The organism is Parabacteroides sp. HGS0025 (genome assembly GCF_000969845.1).
Classification (GTDB): Bacteria; Bacteroidota; Bacteroidia; order Bacteroidales; family Tannerellaceae; genus Parabacteroides; species Parabacteroides gordonii.
In genome coordinates this window covers 879,324-903,828 of sequence record NZ_KQ033902.1, presented here as the reverse complement: position 1 = coordinate 903,828, position 24,505 = coordinate 879,324, and the positions used below count along the sequence as shown (strand labels likewise).

At 42.1% G+C, this 24,505-nt stretch carries 14 protein-coding genes; all 14 read right to left on the bottom strand.

Translation table 11 applies throughout. The features are described from left to right. Positions 1-241: 241 nt before the first annotated feature. The 14 genes from HMPREF1212_RS03180 to HMPREF1212_RS03115 all read right to left on the bottom strand — a co-directional run bounded on the left by HMPREF1212_RS03180 (position 242) and on the right by HMPREF1212_RS03115 (position 24,446). Positions 242-1,405, bottom strand: a complete 1,164-nt coding sequence (locus HMPREF1212_RS03180) for a purple acid phosphatase family protein (RefSeq protein WP_046148407.1) — start codon at positions 1,403-1,405, stop codon at positions 242-244. 123 nt (positions 1,406-1,528) lie between these two features. Continuing rightward, entirely contained in the window at positions 1,529-3,187 is a 1,659-nt protein-coding gene (locus HMPREF1212_RS03175) for a RagB/SusD family nutrient uptake outer membrane protein (RefSeq protein WP_046148406.1), read from the bottom strand. 12 nt (positions 3,188-3,199) lie between these two features. Next, positions 3,200-6,526, bottom strand: a complete 3,327-nt coding sequence (locus tag HMPREF1212_RS03170) for a SusC/RagA family TonB-linked outer membrane protein (RefSeq protein ID WP_046148405.1) — start codon at positions 6,524-6,526, stop codon at positions 3,200-3,202. 1,008 nt (positions 6,527-7,534) lie between these two features. Continuing rightward, a complete protein-coding gene (gene ilvC, locus HMPREF1212_RS03165; protein WP_046148404.1) occupies positions 7,535-8,581 on the bottom strand; it encodes a ketol-acid reductoisomerase in 1,047 nt (348 codons plus the stop codon). Between the two features lie 78 nt (positions 8,582-8,659). Next, entirely contained in the window at positions 8,660-9,391 is a 732-nt protein-coding gene (locus HMPREF1212_RS03160) for an acyl-[acyl-carrier-protein] thioesterase (RefSeq protein ID WP_044192800.1), read from the bottom strand. A 38-nt stretch (positions 9,392-9,429) separates the two neighbouring features. Beyond that, positions 9,430-9,984 carry an acetolactate synthase small subunit gene (gene ilvN / locus HMPREF1212_RS03155; RefSeq protein ID WP_046148403.1) on the bottom strand — a complete coding sequence of 185 codons (555 nt, stop codon included), beginning with the start codon at positions 9,982-9,984 and terminating at the stop codon, positions 9,430-9,432. 12 nt (positions 9,985-9,996) lie between these two features. Continuing rightward, entirely contained in the window at positions 9,997-11,697 is a 1,701-nt protein-coding gene (ilvB, locus tag HMPREF1212_RS03150; RefSeq protein WP_046148402.1) for a biosynthetic-type acetolactate synthase large subunit, read from the bottom strand. Between the two features lie 27 nt (positions 11,698-11,724). Beyond that, complete coding sequence (ilvD, locus tag HMPREF1212_RS03145; RefSeq protein ID WP_046150210.1) at positions 11,725-13,557, bottom strand: dihydroxy-acid dehydratase; 1,833 nt, start codon at positions 13,555-13,557, stop codon at positions 11,725-11,727. A gap of 354 nt (positions 13,558-13,911) precedes the next feature. Beyond that, positions 13,912-15,246, bottom strand: coding sequence for a hypothetical protein (locus HMPREF1212_RS03140; protein ID WP_046148401.1), 1,335 nt, complete (start codon positions 15,244-15,246; stop codon positions 13,912-13,914). Positions 15,247-15,256: 10 nt separating this feature from the next. Next, positions 15,257-17,641, bottom strand: coding sequence for a glycoside hydrolase family 88 protein (locus tag HMPREF1212_RS03135; protein ID WP_046148400.1), 2,385 nt, complete (start codon positions 17,639-17,641; stop codon positions 15,257-15,259). A gap of 13 nt (positions 17,642-17,654) precedes the next feature. Further along, positions 17,655-19,256 (bottom strand): RagB/SusD family nutrient uptake outer membrane protein, encoded by a 1,602-nt coding sequence (locus HMPREF1212_RS03130; protein ID WP_046148399.1) that lies wholly within the window; start codon positions 19,254-19,256, stop codon positions 17,655-17,657. Between the two features lie 12 nt (positions 19,257-19,268). Next, complete coding sequence (locus tag HMPREF1212_RS03125) at positions 19,269-22,550, bottom strand: SusC/RagA family TonB-linked outer membrane protein (protein ID WP_046148398.1); 3,282 nt, start codon at positions 22,548-22,550, stop codon at positions 19,269-19,271. A gap of 157 nt (positions 22,551-22,707) precedes the next feature. Further along, positions 22,708-23,703 (bottom strand): FecR family protein, encoded by a 996-nt coding sequence (locus tag HMPREF1212_RS03120; protein WP_046150209.1) that lies wholly within the window; start codon positions 23,701-23,703, stop codon positions 22,708-22,710. A gap of 185 nt (positions 23,704-23,888) precedes the next feature. Continuing rightward, positions 23,889-24,446: an RNA polymerase sigma-70 factor gene (locus tag HMPREF1212_RS03115; RefSeq protein ID WP_046148397.1), complete on the bottom strand. Its 558-nt coding sequence runs from the start codon at positions 24,444-24,446 to the stop codon at positions 23,889-23,891. Positions 24,447-24,505: the final 59 nt, after the last annotated feature.

Genomic DNA, 24,505 nt, shown 5'->3' with positions numbered 1-24,505 from the left:
GTCTCACTTCCTATCCCGTTCCCAGAGTAGAATAATGTTTAGAGAAATAATGAGACTATTTGCTATGTTCTGTTTCATTGTCTTTTCTTATTTAACGCTGCAAAGATACAGCCTTTTTCTAAACCACCAAATATAAAACGATATTTTTTACACCTGTTTTCTTATAAAATGAAAGCGAAGACAGAATGTAACCTATAAATCATTACACAAAAGTAGGTTTAAAGACTGGATAGATACGTTATTACTTATTTATAATCAGCTTATCCATCTCCTTGCCGTCCTGGTCGAGTATCTTTATGCTCAGCTTATTATTCATGGCTTCGGCTTTCAACAGCGTATTATTGGAATTTACAATGACGGGGAACTTCACGCCGTCTTTCGGTTCATTCCTCATATACCGGTGCAAGTGTCCGCAAAGCATCACATCCACATCGGCATTATTTAGCAGCGGGATAAATTTCTCTGCCACTTCCAATTCTCCATGCCAACCACCAAACGGGGGCATATGGCATACCACGACTTTGAACGGGGCTTCTTTGTATTCCTTACTTTCCAGCACCTTCTTCAACCATTCTGCCTGCTCCGTGCGATACTGATCATACACGGTTATGCCAGCATATTCGAGATCGGTATCCGGTTTATCTTCCCCACTATCCAATATGACGAAACAAACCGGCCCCTGACGGAACATATAATAAATATGCTCTTGTCCCGGAGAGAAATAATCCTGAAAAGAGGTGGCAAACGATCCGCGTGTTTCATGGTTTCCACGGGTATAATACATCGGCAGCTCCGAAGCAAAAAGTTCTGTCGCCTTACTCATAAATCCGTCGAATATCTCTTTCTCGCTATTGAAGATAGATACCATATCTCCGTTGAACAGAAACAGGTCGGTCGCTTTCAGGTCACAATGTGAAACCAGTTTCTCCAGCATATCGCTCTTACCATGTATGTCGTTTACCATAGCAAAGTTCACCGTTTGCATTGCATGGTCGCTTGTCTTAAAAACCAGCGGCTTCTGGCCGTACACATCGGTAGCGGCCACATTCCCATAAATAACCTTCCAACCTACATGGCTCAACACTTCCTGCGAATATACACGATAACGGTAACGCGTTCCGGGTTCCAGTCCTTTCAGATGGACAGTATGAACCGTAGAAGTCAGCTTTATTCCGTTCTTCGCATTAAACACTTTGGGGCGTTCCGTCCGATAGAAATGTGTTCCGTCGTCCGGTGCCAGTTCCACCCATCCGACCGATGGTTTATTAACCGTCCAGACGATTGTTACTTCATTCTCACCCAGGTTTTGCAGATACGGGGCATGGGTGATCTTGATGTCTTCCTGGGCAAAGAGAGGGAGAGTAGTCAACAGACAAAAGAGAAAGAAAAGGTTGATCTTATTCATGGTATTATTTTAAGTTATTAATGATTTGAATACTACAAAGATATTCAGTTCATTGCTTCTTTACAAGAAAAAAGGCATGCCTTTACAGACATGCCTTATTACTTTACTTATTTTACCAACAAGTTAGTTTCCTTTAAACGGATTCTGTTCCGATTCACTGATCTCTGTATTTTGTGTGAATTCCAACTGCGGGATCTGATACAAGAAGCGGTAGTCGTTGGATGGAAGATAACCATAAGGAGCTTTGTCGGTCGGGTTATAGTTATCCAGGAAATTCAATCCTAAAGAGAAATGGCCTGCCGGATCTTCGTTGGTTGCAGCATAGCGATAAAGCGGTTTCTGCAAACGCATCAAGTCGTACATACCAGTTACACCTTCACCCAACAATTCTTTACGGCGCTCTACATAAATAGCTTCCAGAAGTTCATCTTTACCGGTAGCAGTAGTAGGTTTGGCTACTTCACGGGCATTCTGCAAAGTATTCAGATGAGATAAAGCAGCCCCTACGTTATTCAGGTTAGCTTCAGCTTCCGCCATGATCAGCAACATTTCAGCACTACGCATATAGCAGAATTCAGGATAGGAATGTCCCTGAGGAGAACCATTGGCATCACCATAATATTTGAATTTGTTATATGCCCATTTAGCCCTTGTTTCTTCATTACCGTTAGCAGTACGGTGCCAGAACATTACAGGCTTTTCATCGGCATCCGTCACACCTTCCGTTTTCGTACATTTGCTACCACGGAAATCTGTTTCGTCAAACAATTGTACATATTTGGAGTCTACGAATAAGTTGATGAAATTATAAATAGGGCCATCCGTCATACCTTCGCCATAACTCGGATCCTGGTTATACCAGTAGTTGAATTCTGTATTAGAGCTGATATTAGACAGGTTTGTAAACTTAATACCCCAGATAACTTCCTTGCATCCGTCTGTAATCAAATTATCAAAACCACTGCACCATTCCGCTTTAGTCATCAATGAAGAATGGTTGTCATACACCTTCTTTGCTTCCGTCAATGCATTATTCCAATCTCCCATCACCTGATATACACGAGCCAGATAACCTGTTGCAACTTCAGCATTCAGGCGCCACTCTTCAATACGGTCGAAAGAAGCCAGCAGAGACTCTGCTTCTTTCAGGTCTTTAACCACCTGTTGATAGCCCTGTTCCACTGTTGAGAAAGGCATAGAGTCCGGATCTTCGGAAGAAAGGCGAAGAATAACTCCGCGTTTATCTTTGGCAATAGCATAGGTCTGCTGATAGTTCAGAAGCAAGTTGAAATAAGCAATACCACGCATAGCCAGGCACTGTCCCTTTAATTCTGCTTTCTCCGCCTCAGTACCTGTAGCTTCGGGGAGTGCATCGATAATGATATTTACCTGGTTGATGATTTTATACATATTCGTCCAGATACGTTTTGCATAGTCACCGGCTGACTGTGTACGACCTTCGCTGAAACGATAGTGATCTTCCACCGAACCACCATAATTCTTTGTACTTAAGATATCCGCACCCAGAAGGTCATATCCCATGCAAAGCCCGGTAACACCGGCATAACATGCATCATTTTGACTACTAGCTCCAGATTCACCCAACAATAAATATTTATAAGTACCAGTCAATGACATGTTCAACCCCGTCGTACTGGCGAGGATGGTTGATTCATCCACATCCGTCGATGAATTGGTAGTCAACTCCCCTGTACAATTGCTCAAAGAAATAGCCAATAAAGCAATTGCTGTAAATTTGAATGTTCTATATAATCTTTTCATACTTCGACTTAATTAAAATGTTACCTGAATACCTGCCATATAAACTCTTCTCGATCCCTGAACACCATTATCGGTTTCCGTATTACCATTGTAGTTATTACCCAGCACACCGGTTTCAGGCTCGCTATGACGTTTAGCTGCCGGTCCGAATGTGCACAGGTTATCGCCAGTCAGATAAACGCGGGCATTCGAAATACCCAGTTTCTGAGTCAACATTTTCGGAATAGTATAACCTAATGTTACATTTCTCAAACGCAGGAAGTCATTGTTGAACAAGAAGAAATCCGTACGTTTCACATTCAGACTGGCATTTGCAGAGGACAGACGGGAGAACTCGGCCTGATCACCCGGTTTTTCCCAACGTTTTCCTTCCACCAGATCCTGGATCATACCTACACCGTCCAAACCAGCCGTACGTTCCAACCATGTATAATCGTACATAGTAGATCCAAATGAAGCATAGAACATAAATGAGAAGTCAAATCCTTTGTAATTGAATGTATTGGTAATCGATCCGAAAGCAGTCGGTATAGCCGATCCGCACCACTGGTAATCATTCATGGTTACATCAGAATAATTTTCTGTTGTCTTCCATCCACCGTTGCCATCTTTGATCAGATACAGGCGGTTACCGTTTTCCGGATTCACACCGGCATGCTTCGGCATGTAGAATTCATACAGTGAATGTCCTTCTTCCAACTTATAAGTAGCACCACGGTTGGCATAAGTATAAGCACCACCCGGCAGATAAGTTACTTCATTATCCAAAGTAGAGAAATTCAGATCGATATTCCATTGGAACTCTTTATTCTTGATGGCCGCAGCGCTTAAAGAGATTTCAAAACCACTGTTACGGACATTACCTAAGTTGGTATTGTAACCGGCTGCATCTCCCACCTGGGCTGACAACGGTAGATCCCGGTAATAAAGCAAATCTTTAGAACTACGTGAATAATATTCGATTGTTCCGCTCAAACGGTTCAGGAAGGAGAAATCGACTGCGATGTTATACTGTTCGTTACGTTCCCACTTCAGGTTGGGAGTAGCCAGTGTCATCGGTTTGTAGCCGGCTGATCCAAACAGATTCTCTTTCTTATAATAAGCCTGATAAGCATACAGAATTTCATCTCCGGCCTGTCCGTTACCTGCATTACGCGGATACAGCTTATCGTTACCCGATGTACCATAACTACCACGGAGAGACAAGTTATCCAGCCAACTGCTTGTACCTTCCATAAATTCTTCCTTAGAAATTCTCCAGGAAGCACCAAAAGAGAAGAAGTTACCCCAACGGCTCTCTTTGCTGAAACGAGAGGAACCGTCACGACGGAAAGAGCCTGACAAATAATACTTGTTCTGATAATTATAATCGGCCTTACCGAAGAACGACAACAAAGAATAACGGTTACGATAGGAATCTACTTCCCAGTTGGTTGTTGTAGAAGCCATTTCAAACTGTCCCATCTGCATGATACCTTCACCGTAGCTCCTATCATATTGCCGGTTGTAGTGGTAGAACTCATGTCCTAACATCAAATCCAGGTTATGTTCGCCAAACGACTTATTCCACGTCAACAGGTTATTCCATGTAACAGACTGAGTTTTGTAGTTTTCACGTTGAGCCCAACCACCATTTGTCAGCACGGTAACGCCATAAGGTTGTTGTTGTCCTTGTCCGTGAACAGCCGAACCATACTGGTAATACGTTTCCGTAATATCATCCAGGTTGACATTCGTCTTGAATTTTATATCGAAGGGAAGATTCACACCTGCGAAATAATGGGCTGTCAACATACCGCCTTCTTTATTATTGAAGTCGTCATCGTTAGGGTTATCCCAATAGTCACCGGAGTTGGCCAAACTGTGGATACCGAAGAAGTTCGCTGAATTCTCACCAAAATCATAGATACGCTTTCCGGTCTTTTGGGAAGTATACCAGGCTGTGTTATCTTCGTTACGCAACCACGGTGAGTTCAGCGTATTAGTATATACTGTGGCACGGGTCGCACCGGAGATATTCTGGCGTGAATAGCTATAAGCCAGGCTTCCACCCATATTCAGCCACTTGGTCAGTTCAGTTGTGACGCTGGCACGAAATGAATAACGTTTATAGTACTGGTTATTAGCATAACCTTTATCATTCAAATAAGATAAAGAGGTGAAGTAGTTGGTTTTGCCATCCTGTGTAGCACCACTGACATCAATACCGTAATCCTGACGCAGTTTGCGTGAGAACAAGGCACCATACCAATCATAATCGCTCTCGTCCCACACCATTTCCAGATCCGGGTTTGTCCAACAATTACCGGCACCATCATGCATTACATAATTGGAAGCATCACCCGTCCATTTAAACGGAGTGACATATACTGTTTCCCCTTTTGAATTGACACGCGGATTGACGGCACGCGAGAGCAGGTTGGCTGAAGCATAATCGCCCGCAGTCTTTGAGTCCAGCCCTTCTACATAATGTTTGTCATTATAGATACCACGCCATAAGTTAGTTAGCTGTTGGTAGGGGTCTGCCTTTTTAGGATTTGCTACGGCGTTATCGGAAGTACCCCAGGCACCACGGAAGTTTATAACCGGTTTACCCGCTTTACCTTTCTTGGTCGTAATCACCACAACTCCGTTTGCTGCACGCGATCCGTACAGTGAAGAAGCTGCCGCATCCTTCAAAACCGTCATCGACTCGATATCGGAAGGTGAAATAGAGTTTATACTACCGTCATAAGGCATACCATCCACCACATACAACGGGGTTGTCTTACCTGACATCGAACTGATACCACGGATCTGGATACGGGTTTCACCGCCCGGGTTACCTTCGTTGTTAGAAACATTTACACCGGCACTCATACCCTGCAATGCTTCTGTGAAGCTAGTGGCAGAAATCTTTTCCAGCTGATCGGATTTTACCACTGAAGCCGATCCGGTAAATGAGGACTTTTTGGTTGTACCGTAAGCTACTACCACTACCTCATCCAAATCTTGCGTATCACTGGCCAACTTTACATTCAGAGTGCTTTGTCCGTTCCAGACAATCTCCTGGGTTGTCAGACCGACAAATGAAACAACAAGTACAGAACCTTTCTTTAGACCATCCAATGTAAATTTACCATCCATATCCGAAATAGTACCGTAAGAAGTACCCTTGATAGAGATAGAAGCACCAGCTACAGGACCCATATCGTCTGTTACGACTCCTGTAACTTTTCCATTCTGCTGTGCGATCATAGCACCTGCTGAGGTGGGGATCACTGATGCATTGATAGTCCCGGCTGTACCAAATACAGTTGCAAGAACTAATGCTTTAACCAGTTTCGAGTTTGTCAACATAAGCTAAAATTAGAATTAAACAATTAGACACTTTTAACTACTTCGGAAGGCTTAAGTGGGGAGCTCAAGAGTACTAGTGAAACTCATTGACACTGTGAACCTTCCATACTGAAACTGAAATACCTGGTATACATAAATTAGCCCGGCAGTTTAACATTAATACCATAGTTTTTGTAGAACTCACGTATTTCACGGGGACAAATATAGTAATATTATTTAAATTGTGCTTAAAAATACAGCATTAACGTTACCAAATAAGAATTTTAACATAATAGACTGCAATAAGAAATGTGGCTAAAGCCAATAATACCCCAATATCTTGACCGTCGGTTGAAACCGACGGCAATCGAACTCAGGTTAAAACCATGAAGGGCATGAGTTCTACAAAGACTATGGTATATCTCTTGTCCGGTTTCGAAGTCTTCAACATCTTATTATCTGCTGAAATATTATTATCAACTTTTAGCCTTCATGCCTTCATATCAGGCGTATGTAATTAATAGACCGACAGTTACATATGAAGGCACAATGTATTCGCCTTCATCCGATGAAGGCACAAACCCGGCCGCCTTCACACATAACAAACTAACCAGCAATCAATTATGCCACACATGAAGGCTATGAATACAAAAAACACAAAACATTTTTCTATAATAACCAATCGTCGACAGTAACAATGGGAAAAGATGAAAAGTAATATACTAAAGATAAATCAGTAAGGTTTTAGTTCTAAGCCTATTGCCAACTAACCAAAAGCTCCTTACTCACTTTCACCAGGGTGTACAGGGTAGTCGGTTATCCTGTACACCCTAACACATCAGCCTGTACACCCTAGCGAACTACCCAGTACAGGATAATAGGACTATATCCTTAGATAACAACTAGTTTGTGACAATGAATAACATAATAGTAGGTGGGGCTAATGTTAGTAATAGCATATTTTAATAACGCAAAAAAGGCATGCCGTCACGACATGCCTTCTTCTGTATTAGTATGTAGGAATATGTATTAGTTGTTTTCCGGACGCAGTTTGCGAACAACGGCACCTGCACGCCACATTTCGCTTTCACGAAGGGCTTTCAGTTCTTTTTCCAGACCTTCACGGTAGTCAGGCTTGCTGTTAGTGTCGATAGAACGCTGTGCTTCGTTACCGCAGGCAACTTCGCTATACAGCTTCTGGAATACCGGTTTTGTGGCATCGTGGAACGGGCCCATCCAGTCCAGAGCACCGCGCTGTGCAGTGGTTGAACAGTTGGCGTACATCCAGTCCATACCGTTTTCAGCGAACAGCGGCATCAACGACTGTGTCAGTTCTTCTACTGTTTCATTGAATGCTTCTGAAGGTTCGTGACCGTTTTCACGCAGTGTTTCGTACTGAGCCAGCAGCAATCCCTGGATGGCACCCATCAAAGTACCACGTTCGCCTGTAAGGTCGGAATATACTTCTTTCTTGAATGTTGTTTCAAACAGGTAACCAGAACCTACACCGATACCCAATGCAATTACACGATCCCATGCACGGCCTGTTGCATCCTGGAAGATAGCGTAGCTTGAGTTCAGACCACGGCCCTGCAGGAACATGCGACGCAGTGAAGTACCCGAGCCTTTCGGAGCTACCAGGATCACGTCTACATCAGCAGGCGGGATGATGTTTGTACGTTCTTTGTATGTGATACCGAAGCCGTGTGAGAAATACAATGCCTTACCCGGAGTCAGGTATTTTTTGATGCGAGGCCATACTTCAATCTGTGCTGCATCTGAAAGCAGATACTGGATGATTGTTGCTTTTTCGCATGCTTCTTCAATATCGAACAGTGTTTCGCCCGGTACCCAACCGTCTGCAACGGCTTTTTCCCAAGTCTTACCACCTTTACGTTGTCCTACAATTACGTTAAAACCGTTGTCGCGTAGGTTCAGGCTCTGGCCCGGGCCCTGTACGCCATAACCTATAACGGCGATAGTTTCGTCTTTCAATACTTCTCTTGCCTTTTCCAACGGAAATTCTTCGCGGGTTACTACGTTTTCGTCAACGCCGCCAAAATTCATTACTGCCATTTTCTTTTTACTATTAAAATGAATGTATATAAAATAATTTATTTCTATGTGATGGGCGGGCAGACCCCGCCCCTACGGTTATGTCCAGGTGACGGCGGCGCGGCTGATGGCTTTGCCTTCGTGACAGATGGACATGTTATACTTTCCGGGGGAAACTTCCTGGTTGTGGAGAGTTAGCTCCATACCGTACTTTCCTTCGGACTGGTAAGCTATTTCGAAACGGCTTATCTCTTTTTCACGGAACAGGCTGATGTCGAACAGGTCGAGCAGGTGTTCCATGTATTTGATGCTGTTGAGATGGCCGTTTACGTCGAGGTCGCTGTACTTCACACGGTAGGGTTCGCCGGAGACGTTGTTTTCTACCGGGGCGATCTTGCCGGGTTTCTCGATCGGACAGGGACGGTCGGTGACGTAAGCACTCAGCCCTTCCACATCGAGCAGGGTCGGACGGCGTGTTTCCATATCGATGGCCGCCCAGATGGAACGGGCGAAGCCGAAGGTTTTACCTTCACCGTTCACCAGTTCGAAACAACGGCTGGTGAACAGCTTGCCGACTTCGTCTACCCAGGTGTATAAGGTTACGGATTCCGACATAGCAGGATAGGATGTCATTTCGATTGCTAGGCGGGAAAGTACCCAAGCTGTATGCCTTTCGGTCATGTCGTTATAACCGAACCCACGGTCGGCGGCATGACAGGAAGCTGCGTGCAGCAAATAGGTTCCGATCATCGGGATGGTGATGCGGCCCCGGAAGTCCATCAGATAGGACTCGGTGACAAAATGAAATTCTCCTACTTTGTTTTTCTCCATAATCTTCTTTTTATAGTGAGGACTGTGTCCTTTCGTTATTATTGATGTTTGTCCTGCAACTTCTTTTCCATAGAGGAAAGCATGTCGCTCAGACGTTCCACTTTACTCTTCGTAATGGCGACACGGCCGGAACGGATGAATTGCAGTACACCGATCGTTTCGCTCAATTCTTTGAACAGGGCTTGTGTCTCGTCGTAGTGACCGCTCTTTTCGAGCACGACACAGGTTTCGTTCACTTCGAGGATACGGGCGTTGTACTTGCGGATCAAGTCCTCTACCGTTCCCATCTTGATGAAAAGCTCGGTACTCAGTTTGTAGAGGGCGATTTCCTGATACACCAGGTCTTCATCCGTATTGTAATAGGCTTTCAGAATATCCACACGTTTGTCGATCTGTTTTACCACCTTGTCGATCATATCTTCTTCGGCAAAAGTAGTGATCGTGAACTTATGTATTCCCTTTATAGCAGAGGGGGAAACGGAAAGCGTCTCGATGTTCAGCTGCCGGCGCGTAAAGATAATCGTAATCTGGTTCAGAAGACCTACTGTGTTCTCTGAAAAGATAATAACGGTATATAATTTCTTTGTTGTCATAGCTTGTCCTCCTTACTTATCACCTAAAATCATGTTCGTAACGCTTCCTCCGGCCGGAACCATCGGATATACCATACCACAGGTTTCAACGTTGGCTACCAGCAGGTAAGCTCCGTCGTGGTTCAGCATTTCCGCTATTGCATCGTCCAGTTCTTCACGGTTGTCGACTGCGCGGGATGCGATACCGAATGCCTTGGCAATGGCCACGAAGTCGGGGTTCTTCATGATCGTATTCGAATAACGTTCGTGGAAGAACAGTTCCTGCCATTGGCGTACCATGCCGAGGAAGTTGTTGTTGAGCACGATGATCTTTACGTTCAGGTTTTCCTGCATGATAGTTCCCAGTTCCTGGATGGTCATCTGGATACCGCCGTCGCCGGTAAAGAAACAAACGGTGCGGTCGGGAGCTCCCAGTTTGGCGCCGATAGCGGCGGGAAGGCCGAAGCCCATCGTTCCCAATCCTCCGGAAGTAACCACGCTGCGGGTTTGTTTGTATTTAAAGTAACGTACACCCATCATCTGGTTCTGACCTACGTCGGTCACCAGGACAGCGTCGTCGTTGGTTGCTTCGGAGACTTTACGGACTACCTCACCCATCTTCAACTGTCCGCTGGTCGGATAAAGTTCTTTTTCGATCACCTTGTCATGCTCTTCCTTCGCATCCGGTTCGAATTCGGCATTCCATTCCGGACGCTTGCGTTCTTCCAGCAGGGTGGTGATCATCGGAATGGTGTGTTTGGCGTTACCAAGGACTTTTACGTCTACCGGAACGTTCTTTCCTATTTCCGAGTTGTCTATATCGAGGTGGATGATCTTCGCTTGCTTGGCGTAAGTCTTCAGATCACCGGTCACACGGTCGTCGAAACGCATACCGATGGCGATCAGCACATCGCATTCGTTGGTCTTGCGGTTAGGGCCTACATTTCCGTGCATTCCCAGCATACCTTTATGCAACGGGAAGTCGGATGGTAATGCGGATAGACCTAAGACGGTAGAGCCTGCGGGTATATCGTTCTTCAGCAAGAAAGCTTTCAATTCTTCTTCAGCCCCGCCCAGGATAACGCCCTGGCCTACCAGGCAGAAGGGTTTCTTTGCGCTGTTGATCAAAGCGGCGGCGGCTTCTATACGTTCTTCCCTGATATCCGGTTCCGGTTGGTAACTGCGGATATAATCTACTTTCTGGTATTCATAATCGACCAGGCCTACCTGTGCGTCTTTCGCCAAGTCCAGTACAACAGGGCCCGGACGGCCGGTAGAGGCGATATAGAAAGCACGGGAAACGGCCCAAGCTATTTCTTCGGGTTTACGGATCTGGTAAGCCCATTTCGTGATAGGCTGTGCAATGCCGATCACATCGACTTCCTGGAAAGCATCGGTTCCCAGCAGCGGAGACGGAACCTGTCCGGCTATTACTACCATCGGCGTACTGTCCATCAGTGCATCGGCAATACCGGTGATGGTATTGGTTGCGCCGGGGCCGGAAGTGACGAGCGTTACCCCTACTTTACCGGAGACACGGGCGTATCCCTGAGCCGCATGTGTCGCACCTTGTTCGTGGCGTACCAGAACGTGTTTCAATTGATCTTTGTAGTCATACAAACTATCGTAAATAGGGATCGCTTGCCCGCCCGGATAACCGAAGATAGTATCTACTCCTTCAGCGATCAGCGCTTTCAGCAAAGCTTCCGAACCGGTTATCTTTTGTTTATCCATCTCTAAATTATAGTGTTTGGTGTTTTATTAATCTTCTACTATTCGTACACCGCCTTTATCGGCCGAAGCAACCATCTTGGCATATGCTTTCAGGGCTTTCGATACCGTACGCTGGCGGAAAGGGGGTGTAAAGGCTTTTGTTCCGCGGGCTTCTTCTGCCTGACGGCGTTCTGCCAGTCCGGCATCGCTTACCTTTACATTTATAGTTCGTTCGGGGATATTGATTTCGATTATATCGCCGTCTTTCACCAGGCCAATCGCTCCGCCTGCTGCTGCTTCAGGAGAGATATGTCCGATTGACAATCCGGATGTTCCACCGCTGAAGCGTCCGTCTGTGATCAGCGCACATTCTTTACCTAGGTGTTTGCTCTTTATATAAGAGGTCGGATACAACATTTCCTGCATACCCGGGCCACCTTTGGGACCTTCATAGGTGATAACGACGACATCGCCGGAGACGACTTTGTTTTGAAGGATACCTTCGCATGCGGCATCCTGCGAGTCGAATACCTTGGCAGGGCCGGCAAAGCGGAAGATGCTTTCATCTACTCCGGCAGTCTTTACCACACAACCGTCCTGGGCGATGTTTCCGTAAAGGACGGCCAGACCGCCATCTTTTACATAGGCGTGTTCTACATCACGGATACAACCGTTTGCACGATCCGTATCGAGTTCCTTATAATAGCTTTCCTGTGAACCGAGCACCAGGTTGAAACGGTGCGCCGGAGCACTCTTATAGATATTTATTGCTTCATCCGTTACATTTACGGAAGTAATGCTGTATCGATCGATAGCTTCTGACAATGTCATACCGTCCACACGTTTTACCGAACCATCTACCAGGCCGGCTTTTACCAGCTCGCTCATAATACCGATGATACCGCCTGCACGGTTCACATCTTCCACATGGTATGAACAGCTGGGTGCAACCTTACAGATAACCGGGGTTTTACGTGAAAGCATATCGATATCCTTCATGGTGAAATCTGCTTCTGCTTCATGGGCGACTGCCAGCAGGTGAAGAACAGTATTGGTAGACCCTCCCATCGCGATATCGAGCGACATGGCATTCAGGAATGCCTGACGGGTAGCGATGCTGCGCGGCAGAACCGAGTCGTCGCCATCACGATAATATTTATAAGCATTATCGACAATCATTTTAGCCGCTTTCTTGAACAGGCGGGCACGGTTGGCGTGTGTTGCAACAACAGTTCCGTTTCCGGGAAGGGCCAGACCGATGGCTTCATTCAGGCAGTTCATCGAATTGGCGGTAAACATACCGGAGCAGCAACCGCAGGTCGGACAGGCTGAACGTTCCACCTTTTCTACTTGTTCGTCGCTTATCGAGTCATCGGCAGCTTCGATCATGGCATCGATCAGGTCGAGTGCACGGCCATCCAGGTTTCCGGCTTCCATCGGGCCTCCCGATACAAATACAGTCGGGATATTCAAACGCATCGTTGCCATCAGCATACCCGGCGTAATCTTGTCGCAGTTACTAATACAAACCATAGCATCTGCTTTATGGGCATTTACCATATATTCCACGCTGTCTGCAATAATGTCGCGTGAAGGAAGGGAATAAAGCATTCCGTCGTGTCCCATAGCAATACCGTCGTCGATGGCAATCGTATTGAATTCGGCGGCAAAGCAACCGAGCTTTTCAATCTCCGCCTTTACCTGCTGACCGATCTCGTGCAGATGCACATGTCCCGGCACAAACTGGGTAAATGAATTCACAATGGCTATAATTGGTTTACCGAACTGCTCTTCTTTCATGCCGTTGGCACGCCACAATGCACGGGCTCCGGCCATGCGTCTGCCCTCTGTGCTATATGAACTTCTTAACGGATTCTTCATCATATTTGTTTTTATCTTTTAGTCAATAAAAAAGCCCTTCTCTATATGGAGAAAGGCTTAAGAAATATCATTTACGACTTCACAACTTCTTACACACCTTTCTCCTTACCTACTAATGACTAGAAGGACCACCACGAGAATAATATGTAATACATTGTTCATCATCTTTTCTTATCGTCTTTATTTTGTTTGACGCTGCAAATGTAGAATAATAATTTATACGAGCAAAGGATTTAAAAGAAAAATCTTACTTTTTCTTTCATTTATCAAGAAAAGAGGGTAGTCCTCTTGCATTTTAACAGATAACCACCCTCTATATCTAAGGATTTTAATAATTATCAATACAGTATGGTTTCAATGATGTAGCCACCATCCCAGATATCCCCACATTATATGAGACCCGAACCATTCTTCCCGTGAAGGAAATTTATCTTCTTTTATATCCTGATAGTATTGTCCGGTTACATCACGATTTATCATATGAATCATTTCCGTATTCCGAACCGTAGCCCATTCTATTGCTTTTACAGAAGATTTATGATCCCATCCGTACAAATATGCCATTACATCCATCAACCAATAATTAGCCTGCCTCTTTCCTCCCCAATCATTTCCTTCAGGAAAATAAATCAAAGAAGATGCTTTCCCATCATTTGACTTCTGATACATCGTCTTTCCATTAAATTGCAGTTCAGTTAACACATTATAGATTATAGCCCCATTATATAATGAAGATTGTAACCCATTTCTACCAGCTAATTCATAAATCCAGACATTTATAGCATTATGCATAAACGCAGTCATATAATCAGGATGGAGTATATTATGATTAATAACTGTCCCATTCGAATTCATATTACTGCCTTTCAATATTTGGTTTAACTTCACACCATCTACCACTGTATCTTTATTAATATCTTCCGGGGTTGCATATGCAGATATTTGCATTTCCACATTCTTTGCCATCCAACGATCATGATGTTCATGATGTGGCATCATGGCCGTTGCAATTGTCAATATGTTAGAGTTCCAAGCATTTTCTTCAGCCTTGGTATCTCCTTCCGATATGATATTGCCGGATATATCCCGGTAATAAGGTACGTCATAATCGATGAACCGGTCGGCTTCATGAACTAACATCCGACATACCAATTCCCTATCAGAGACAGATAATTCATTCCATAAAAACCAACCGGCATTTGCCACTTGTGCTGCCCATAAAGCACTTTGCCACTGGTCTCCCCATCCCCCTTCACCGATATTCGATTTATGGTGATAAGCCAAAGAGCGAATTAAGTTTAAAGCGATATCCAATGCTTTTTCTTCCGAAACAAAAGTTATCTGCGGATCATACACATGCAATTTCAGACAAAGAGCCAATGTAAATACATGATGGGAAGCCGGGCGAATAAAATGTTCTGTATTTCCTCCAAAATCAAGATATTCACCAGACTGATCCTGAAACCGCTTAATCCCATAATACCATTTATTCACAGTGTATTTATTATTTTGTCTCAACATATACCTCATCTCATCAGGGAATCTCCCTTGAGGTGACTCGCGTTCCCACATCGAAACGGAAACAGGAATAACCAAATCCTGTAAAGTAATTGTATCTTCTGCAACTGCCCTCTCAAAACAAAAGAACAGACTAAACAGAAATATAAAAAAGCGGTCACTGTATTTCATGCTTACATTCTTATTTCACCAATTTATAGATCTCACAAGCCGCCATCAGAAAACCACCTGTTCCATAAACCTGAGTCATTCTTTTTTCTATTCTTTTAGGATCCTGCCCGACAGGTTGCACCCAGCAAACTTTACCTTCCGTATCGACAGATGCAACGAGAGCTTCCCATCCTTTAATTACTATAGGTAAGTAATCTTCTTTGGAAAGATATCCTTGATTAATGCCATAAGCTAAAGCATAAACAAACAAACCGGTACTACTTGTTTCCGGATCTGCGTATGTTTCAGTATCCAACATGCTGGCACGCCAAAAACCATCTTCACACTGCAAGTCAGCAACCCGGCGACTCATTTCCTTAAACAATTGTAAGTAAAACGAACGGTATTTTTTATCCTTCTCCGGTAATGTTTTTAAAATCTCTGCAAGACCACCCATTACCCAGCCATTACCTCGTCCCCAAAAGACCTTTTTACCATTAGCCTCTTTTTTATCAAAATATTTTGCATCGCGATAGAATAATTTTTCTTCTTTATCATATAAATGATCATAGGTCGCTTTAAACTCCTTATCTGCAAATTCCATAAAATCCTTATTACCAGTGATGGTATATAAACGAGAATAAACAGCAGGTGCCATATATAATGCATCACACCACCACCAACGATCACTATGTCCTTTCGTTATATCAATATTGCCTTGTGGTTGATGATTGATTACCCATTCTGCTCGCGCCAATGTAGGTATAAACATATTTTCCTTTTTATATTTGGTATACATATCCAAGTATGTTTGAGCCACACAAATATCATCGGCATTATACATCCGGTTTCCTATCTGCCAATATTCTTTATTGAATATATTTTCGAGATATTCAAAATACCTATCATCACCACTCAATTCTGCCCAATCAAACATTCCATTATATAATACCCCATTTCGCCAACCACGTGCAACATTACTGTTAAATGGAGCTGTTTGATAGTCACGAACCTGCCAATCGGCAACTTTAGTTGCCACCTTTTTAATAGCATCTTTATCCAACTTGTTATCAAATCCTTTTGCTTTTTGATTTATTCGGATAGCACTATCATAAGATCTAAATCCCGGATATTTATAATTATAGACCCAAAGTACATCCGGCTGATCTCCAGAGTGATTCCGAACCACAAACGGTCGAATATTATCACGTTCGGAATCTTTTGTCAATGCTTCCGACACCCAAGGTTCCTTATTTCCGGGAAAAGTCCATTTCTCAATTTCAAACACATTATTAATCGGACGTGAAGTATAAACTATTGAAGGATTTTCATGATCAAGATAAACGCCTCCCGAATAGTTTTCTTCAGTTTCCAGGTAATTTTTATTATTATAATCATTACGCATAAAACACTGCGCAGCATCGGTTATCTTATAATTTTCCCATTCTTTCCCATTCCAACGGGCATACCAATAGGAATGAATACTTCTTGCATGAGAAAAACGGGCATATACCAAAACCGGATTTTCGTCTTTATCAAACGCTATATCCCATATCCAGGCTTTATCAAATGTTTTAGTTGCATCATAAACTTTATCTGTTTGACTGGGCATTACCGGTTTACTGAAACTCTCAGAAATCACTTCTCCATTTGCTTTACACAATTTTCCATTTTGGTACATCATAAAGTAAATTGAATTAGTGGCCCTGTCGCGAGGATGCGCATCTGTAAAAGCAAAAAAGATTTTGTCTTTATGGTTTGTTGTCACTTTCATATATGGACGCCCACCTTCTCCATAAATAGTATCATTTACAACTATTGTCGTCGGATTACTCCATGTCTTAAAGTCGTCTGTAAAAATAAATGTCGGCTTAAAATTTCGTCCCCTAAAGAATAAATAAGTTCGATTATTCTCTTTCGATAACATAGCTGCATTTGTATAACAAACTCCTAAATTACCTGACATTTTCGGATCAATACTTTGCAGTTCACCCCAGGAACGAATATCTGAAGGATTCTTGGTTATTGCATAATAGATCGGTGAATTCTTTGTCCCTCCATGAGCTGAAAAATATAACACCAATCGCTTATCAGGCAATGCCATCACAGAAGGGTTAGCATGATCGTCATAATCAAACTTATCACTTAACTTATACTGAAACTTTTCCTGTGTTGCCGGATCATAGCTAAAAGCCCAGATACTACCCTCTTTATCAACAAAACCGCCAAACATTTTATTATCGACATAAATAGCCCTGGGGTCTGAAAACCAGCACCAGGCACCATCATTTGTAATAAATGCATAATCTTCCGCATAAGGAGGTGTATCCCAATTTCTTGTTTGTGCCACAAGAAAACTTGATGGCACAAACAATATTACTATTTGAATTAATAATAGAAATCCTTTCATTTTCATTCTTTTATATAAGTTACCAACCTGTGTTTTGTTCTAAACTCGGATTCAAGTCAAGTGCATCCTGAGGAATAGGCCATACATACATATGATCTTTCCATACACGTTTTTCCATAAAAATATTCTCCCGTTTTCCGGTTTCCTCATTCATTATGGCAAAACCATACATATCACCATTTTTTACCTGATCACAAATCCTCCAACGAATAATATCATAATAACGGAGGCCTTCACAAGCTAATTCAATACGACGTTCGTGACGAAGTATTTTTCTCATTGCATCTGCTCCCGCTACAGTAATATGAGGCATGCCTGCTCTATCTCTAATTTGATTTATCAAAGTCCCAGCTTCCTGTAAATCCCGATTCAATTCAATCAAAGCCTCAGCTCGCATCAACAGAATATCTGCATAACGTATTAATGTTATATTTTTGTAAGATTTAGTACGATCTGCATTTTCACCTGTCATGTCAACCCACTTTGTAATCACATAGCCTGTACTCCAAGGTTTATTTTTGATATAATCCAATCCATTTTTATCAGCCGGGTCAAAGACAAAGGTCGTAACACCATTCTTCTTCCATTCCCAACCAGGAGTAACGACTGTTGATTTCAATCGCGGATCTCTGAACTCATATTCACCATAGTTACCTTCAGCTTCAATAGCAGCTCGTTCTGCAACATGCTTACACCCTAAAGCTTCACATTCCGAAAAAGGATGTCCTTCCATACATTCATATTCATCTACCATATTTTCCAATGGCATAACACGTCCCCAACCTGCATAAGGAGATGCTCCTGCTGATAAATTTCGGTTTAAATCATGTAACTTTAACGGGTTTGAATACTGATACTCCAATATGACCTCTTTATTATTTCCATCAGCTTGTGGTCTGAACAAATCCTCATAAGAAGCATACAATTCATACTTCCCCGATTTAATCACAGCTGATGTTTGTTCCAAAACAGCTTCATAATCTTTTTCATACAAGTATACACGAGACAGAAAAGAACGAACGACCATTTCATTTACACGACCACTTTCTTCATTCGGATTTTTCTGAATATCCTGTAACGATTCATTTAATTCCTGCAATACGAATTTCAAGACATCCGCCCTGGGAGTACGTCCAGTCTGCTTTGATTCCTCGACCGTTAATAATTTTGTTACTAAAGGTATATCACCGAAATAGAATAACATGTCATAATACAGGAATGCACGAATAAAACGCACTTCAGCAGTCATATGGGCAAACTCATCTTCTGAAAAATTTTCTTTCGATTTTTCAAGACCCTCCAATACATAATTCAACTGAGCAATATCTGCATATTTCCATTCATCTTTCACCTTATTTTTTATTGCAGTAAATGAACCATCTCCCATCATATTTTCAGAACGCCAAATAGCATTATCAGAATAGCCATCCCGATAAGGTACAATTTCGTGATCAGGTAAGAAAGTATAACAATTATCTACCATCATTTTTGCCTGGGTTGCATCTTTCCACCAATTATCATCTGAGATTTCATGCAAAGGCGGCATATCTAAAAAAGAGTTACAACTAATTCCACAGCAAGCTAAGCATACAAACAATGTATATTTTATTATTTTTTTCATACTGCCATAATTTTAAAATTCAACATTCAGACCGAAAGAATAAGTTTTTGCCAATGGATATGTAAAAGCATTTTCCGTTTCAGGATCATAACCCGGCACAAAATTATCTATCGTAAATAGATTTGTAGCTGAGAAAAAGACACGCATATACTTCAATCCAATTGCGGATAATGCTGTTTGTGGAAGTTTATATCCCAACTGTAAGTTCTTCATGCGAAGATATCCTCCATTGATTTTCCAAAAATCAGAACATTCATAATTAAAACTACCTTCCGCATTCGGTTGTACTCTTGGGTAGGCAGCATCCCTATTCGTCTCAGACCAATAATCCATATGTTGTTTCATTAAAGGACTATCATTAAAAGGACGTACTCCAGGGCCAGTCATGATATAGTCTTTTTGCCCAATGCCCTGGAAAAACATTGATAAGTCAAAACCTTTGTATTCACCGCTCAAACGTAAGCCAAACAGATAATGCGGACTAGGATCGCCAATAACAACCCGATCATTTCCATCAATCTTTTTATCATTATTTTGGTCTACATAGCGAACATCTCCGGGCTTATTTTTAACATTCTGGAATGGAGCTTCTGCTATTTCTTCTTCAGATTGAAACAATCCCATCGACTCATAACCATAAATTGAATTTATCGGATAACCAACATTAGTATATTTATTCTCACTAATCCAGGCATTCGAATCACCGATATCTTTTACTTCATTTCGGTTATCCGAGATATTAGCACGGACACTATATCTGAAATCTTTTATCTGATCCGTCCAACCGACTTCTAATTCCCAACCCCGATTACCAACTTTACCTATGTTCATTTTAGGCTTACCTAAGCCGTATTCCATAGGAACAGGCATTTCTATTAGAATAGCACGGGTTTCTTTAGAATAATAGTCTGCAACAATACTTAAACGATTTCCTAACAATTGAGCATCCAATCCTATATCAAACATATATGTTTTTTCCCAACCCAAATCGGCATTTCCCAAAGACTTAAGATAAGCACTTTGCCCATAAATATTATTTAAAACAACATTTCCCATCGAGATAGTCGTATAACTAGGATACAGACTCATTTTTGTTTTAGCATCCACCAATCCGGAAGATGCACCAGCCATTCCCCATGATGCACGTATTTTCAAATCATCCAACACATTCGCTGTTCTCTTCATAAACGATTCTCCTGTCACACGCCAGGCGGCAGAAACAGTAGGGAAAGTAGACCATCTGTGACCTTTGGCAAAATTAGACGAGCCATCAGAACGGAAACTGGCAGACAACAAATATTTTCCGGCATAATCATAATTCAATCGGCCTATAACCGATGCTATACTCCAATGTTCTGCTGTTCCCTCATTACTCCATGCGTCTTTTGAACCCGCATCCAAAACATAAATCAGATCTGTCGGATACCCATCACGAAATGCATCCACATTATTTTTACTCTCACTTTCCGACTGGAAGCCAGCTAACAAATCAAAATTATGGTCTTTTATCTTTTTCTTATAATTCAATAATGCTTGTAAATTATAATATTGCAGAAAATCCCGTTCCTCTTTTAATGAGTTTACACCATTTTCATAAGTCTTCTGAGTAAAATAATCCGTAAAAGATATTTTTCTGCTACGGGAAGATACATTATCGAATACATAATTCACATTCGCTATACCAGTGAATTTCAATCCATCCAATATTTCATAATCCAACTTGAACACACCACTGGCATCATGTTTATCTTTATATCCATGACCACGTTCTTTCAGATAAGCTATTGGATTAATAATCAGACTTGAATTATATCCATATGTACCATCAGTGTAATAAGCGACCTGGGTTGGATTCATCTTATATACATCCTTAATAATGTCATCAAATCCCAGAACTTCATCTTTCTTACGCTGGATATAACGAAAATCAAAAGAAATTCCAAAGCGTTTTGTAATAGCAACATCTACATTGGAACGTACATTAAAGACATTCTGCGTTATCTCCGGAATAACTCCTGTTTGATGATCCACTCCTCCACTCAAATGATATTTCACGGTTTCATTTCCACCCGATGCAGCAATAGAATGCCGTGTAGAAATACTATTCTGAAACATTAAATCAAGCCAATCTGTACTAGGGAAACGATTTAAATCCTCACCACTGGCAAATTTGGCTATGTCGTCAGGTAAATAAACATCCGATTTGTCTATATTCCGATAAGCCTCATTAAGAACAGCTGCATACTCTGCTGAACTGAGGGTTTCAGGCATATCGGTCGGAGTATTTATTCCCACATAACCACTATATCTGAATGTCGGTTTTCCCGTTTTACCACGTTTCGTCGTAACCAATATTACGCCATGCGCAGCACGAGATCCGTAGATTGCTGCAGAAGCGGCATCTTTCAACACTGTCACATTATCAATGTCGTCCACATTCAGATAATTAAACTCACCGGGAACACCATCGATAAGAACTAAAGGAGTTCCACCATCATTCAATGAAGTTGCACCACGTAACTGCATCTTTGAAGCCTCACCAGGTCGTCCGGAACTTGTAATACTTAAACCCGCCACTTCGCCCTGAAGAGCATCCGTCACTGTTTGTATTGGACGATTCTGTAATGTTTCAGACTTAACAGAAGTGACTGCTGTTGTCAAGTTTCCCTTCTTTACAGTTCCATATCCTACCACAACAACTTCTTCCAATAATTCAGTATCCTCTTTCAATACTACAGTAAAAGTATTATTACCATTTACAGTCATTTCACGAGGAGCATAGCCGATATAGGAAATAAGCAATACAGCATCATCTGGAACTTCAAAGTTAAATTGCCCGTCCATATCTGTAATCGTACCGTTTGTAGTACCTTTCACAACAACGTTCGCACCAATAATAGTCTCGCCTTTATCATCTTTCACAACACCAGACACTTTCTTTGTTGAAGAAGATGCCTTGGTTTGTTTTTTAATGATAATATGCCCGTTAGTAAATGTTATTGAACAGCCAGAACCTTCCAGTAATTGTTCTAAAACTGTTTTCACGTTATTATTTTTAGGCAACTTGGTTATGACACGAGAATCATTTACTTCATGGACATTATAATCCACAAATAATTTTGTTTGCTGTTCGATCTGCTTGAAAGCAGTCTTCAATGTAACGTTATTCCCTGTAAGACTTACTCGTTGTTGTTGTGCATAAGAAAATATGCTACAAGCAGATAGAGCCATTACCAGCAACAATTTGGATATACTTTTTCTATTATTTATAGGTATTAGATTAGTTAATTTCATATATTTGTATGTTTGAAAATTGAATATTAATAAAATCTGACGATTTACTCGTCAATCCAAAGATGTTCAATGATCGATTTCGAATTCCGGAAAGAGGGATTTTCGCACTTTCTGTCTTTCCGGTTTTCTTTTGTTCATACCTGTTCTCTCCTATATTTTAGTTTATAAATACCACATTCCCTTTTATTTTATAATGTATACCAACCAATTGTTGCAATATATTCAGCACATCTTCCAGCTTTTCATCCGGTGAGAATTTCACATTATAATATTCCTCTGCAAACTTCTGAGAATTATAATGGATCGTCACATTGAACTTACGTTCCAAAGAAGCCATTAAACGATTGAATGATGTATTTTCAAATATCAGATAACCGTTTCTTTCCATATTATATAAGGAAGCATCGATAGAATGAACCATTACTGTATGTTCCGAATGTGAATAGACTAATTGCTGATCCAGCTTTAATATGGTTGGTTGAATGTTCTCATCCCTTACGGACACCAGCACACTTCCCTCTTCCAATGTAGCCATGGAACATGAATCGCTCGGATAAGCTTCCACAGTAAAAACTGTACCCAAAGCCTGGACATCGAGGTAAGTCGTCTTTACAATAAACGGTTGCTCCGGATTCTTACGGACAGAGAAGGATGCTTGCCCGGTCAGGTAAACCGTTCGTGTATCGGTATCGGTAAAATCTTTCGGATAAACCAACAGCGTACCGGCATCCACCCACACCTTCGAACCGTCAGGCAATACCACCTGCTCACTTTCTCCGTAAGGGACAAATATCTGTGCCATTTCCACATGACGGGCCGGTTTAAAATTATCGGTTGTCCAATAGGTTATTCCGGCGGTCATAATCAGTAAAGCAATAACGGCAGCATACTTTAACCATTGACGATACAATGGCACCGAACGTTCCCGGACAGGAGCGACGGAAAGATGCCTTTGCAGGATTTCCCAGTCGCTATGAGTCGAAGCGGTCACTTCCGGCTGCGACTTCTCCCATAAATCCTGTAGCATTTCCTCCTTTTCTATTTTTCCATCGTCCGCCTTCAACCAACGTCCAAACAAGATACGTCCATACCGGGAAAAGTGTTTTCCGAAGTACAGTCGCATCAATTGTTTTGTATTGTTGTTTTCTTCCATAAAATATCCGTCTTTATAAGGATGTAGGTTAACCGGACGGATACACACAACCAAAATATTTTTTTCTGAAAGTTTCAATCATTTCCTTTAGTTGAAACATTTGTTCCACCAAAGTGAAACACTTGTTTCTTCTAAGTGAAACAGTTGTTTCTCCATAGTGAAACTTTTATCGGATATAAAGACTTTTATTCTATACAAACGAGGAAGAAAAGATAAAGTACCTTCCGAAGAATGGCTAATGCTGCCGTCAGATGGTTTTCTACAGTTCGTTTACTGATATTCAGGCGGGTGGCAATCTCATCATTAGACAGACCTTGTTCACGGCTCATTTGGTAAATCAATTTCCGCTGGGGAGACATTTGTTCAACCGTACGGCTGATAATACTTTGCAACTCACGCGCAAACAGCGCCTCTTCTTCCGATTGGGAGACGGAAGCTTCCAACAAAAACTCATTCGTATACTTTTCCGAGACGGCAAGACGGTCGAAATAATCGTAGACGGTAAAACGTGCCATTTGAAATAGATAGGAAGAAAAAGAACGAACGTCTTTCAGTTTTCCCCGGTCTTTCCATAAGGTAAGGAACAAATCCTGAGCGATATCGCGACTGACTTCCTTATCGTGCGTCAGGCCAATAAGGAAATATACCAACCTAGGTTGGTAGCAGAAAAAAAGCTGTTCGAAAGCTTTTATATCCCCTTTTGCGATCTCCTTTAAGATATGTTGCTCCTCTGGTAATTCCATAACTAGTGCGAAGTAGCGAAAAATATCAGAAATATCAAAATAAAAAGAATCAGATAAAA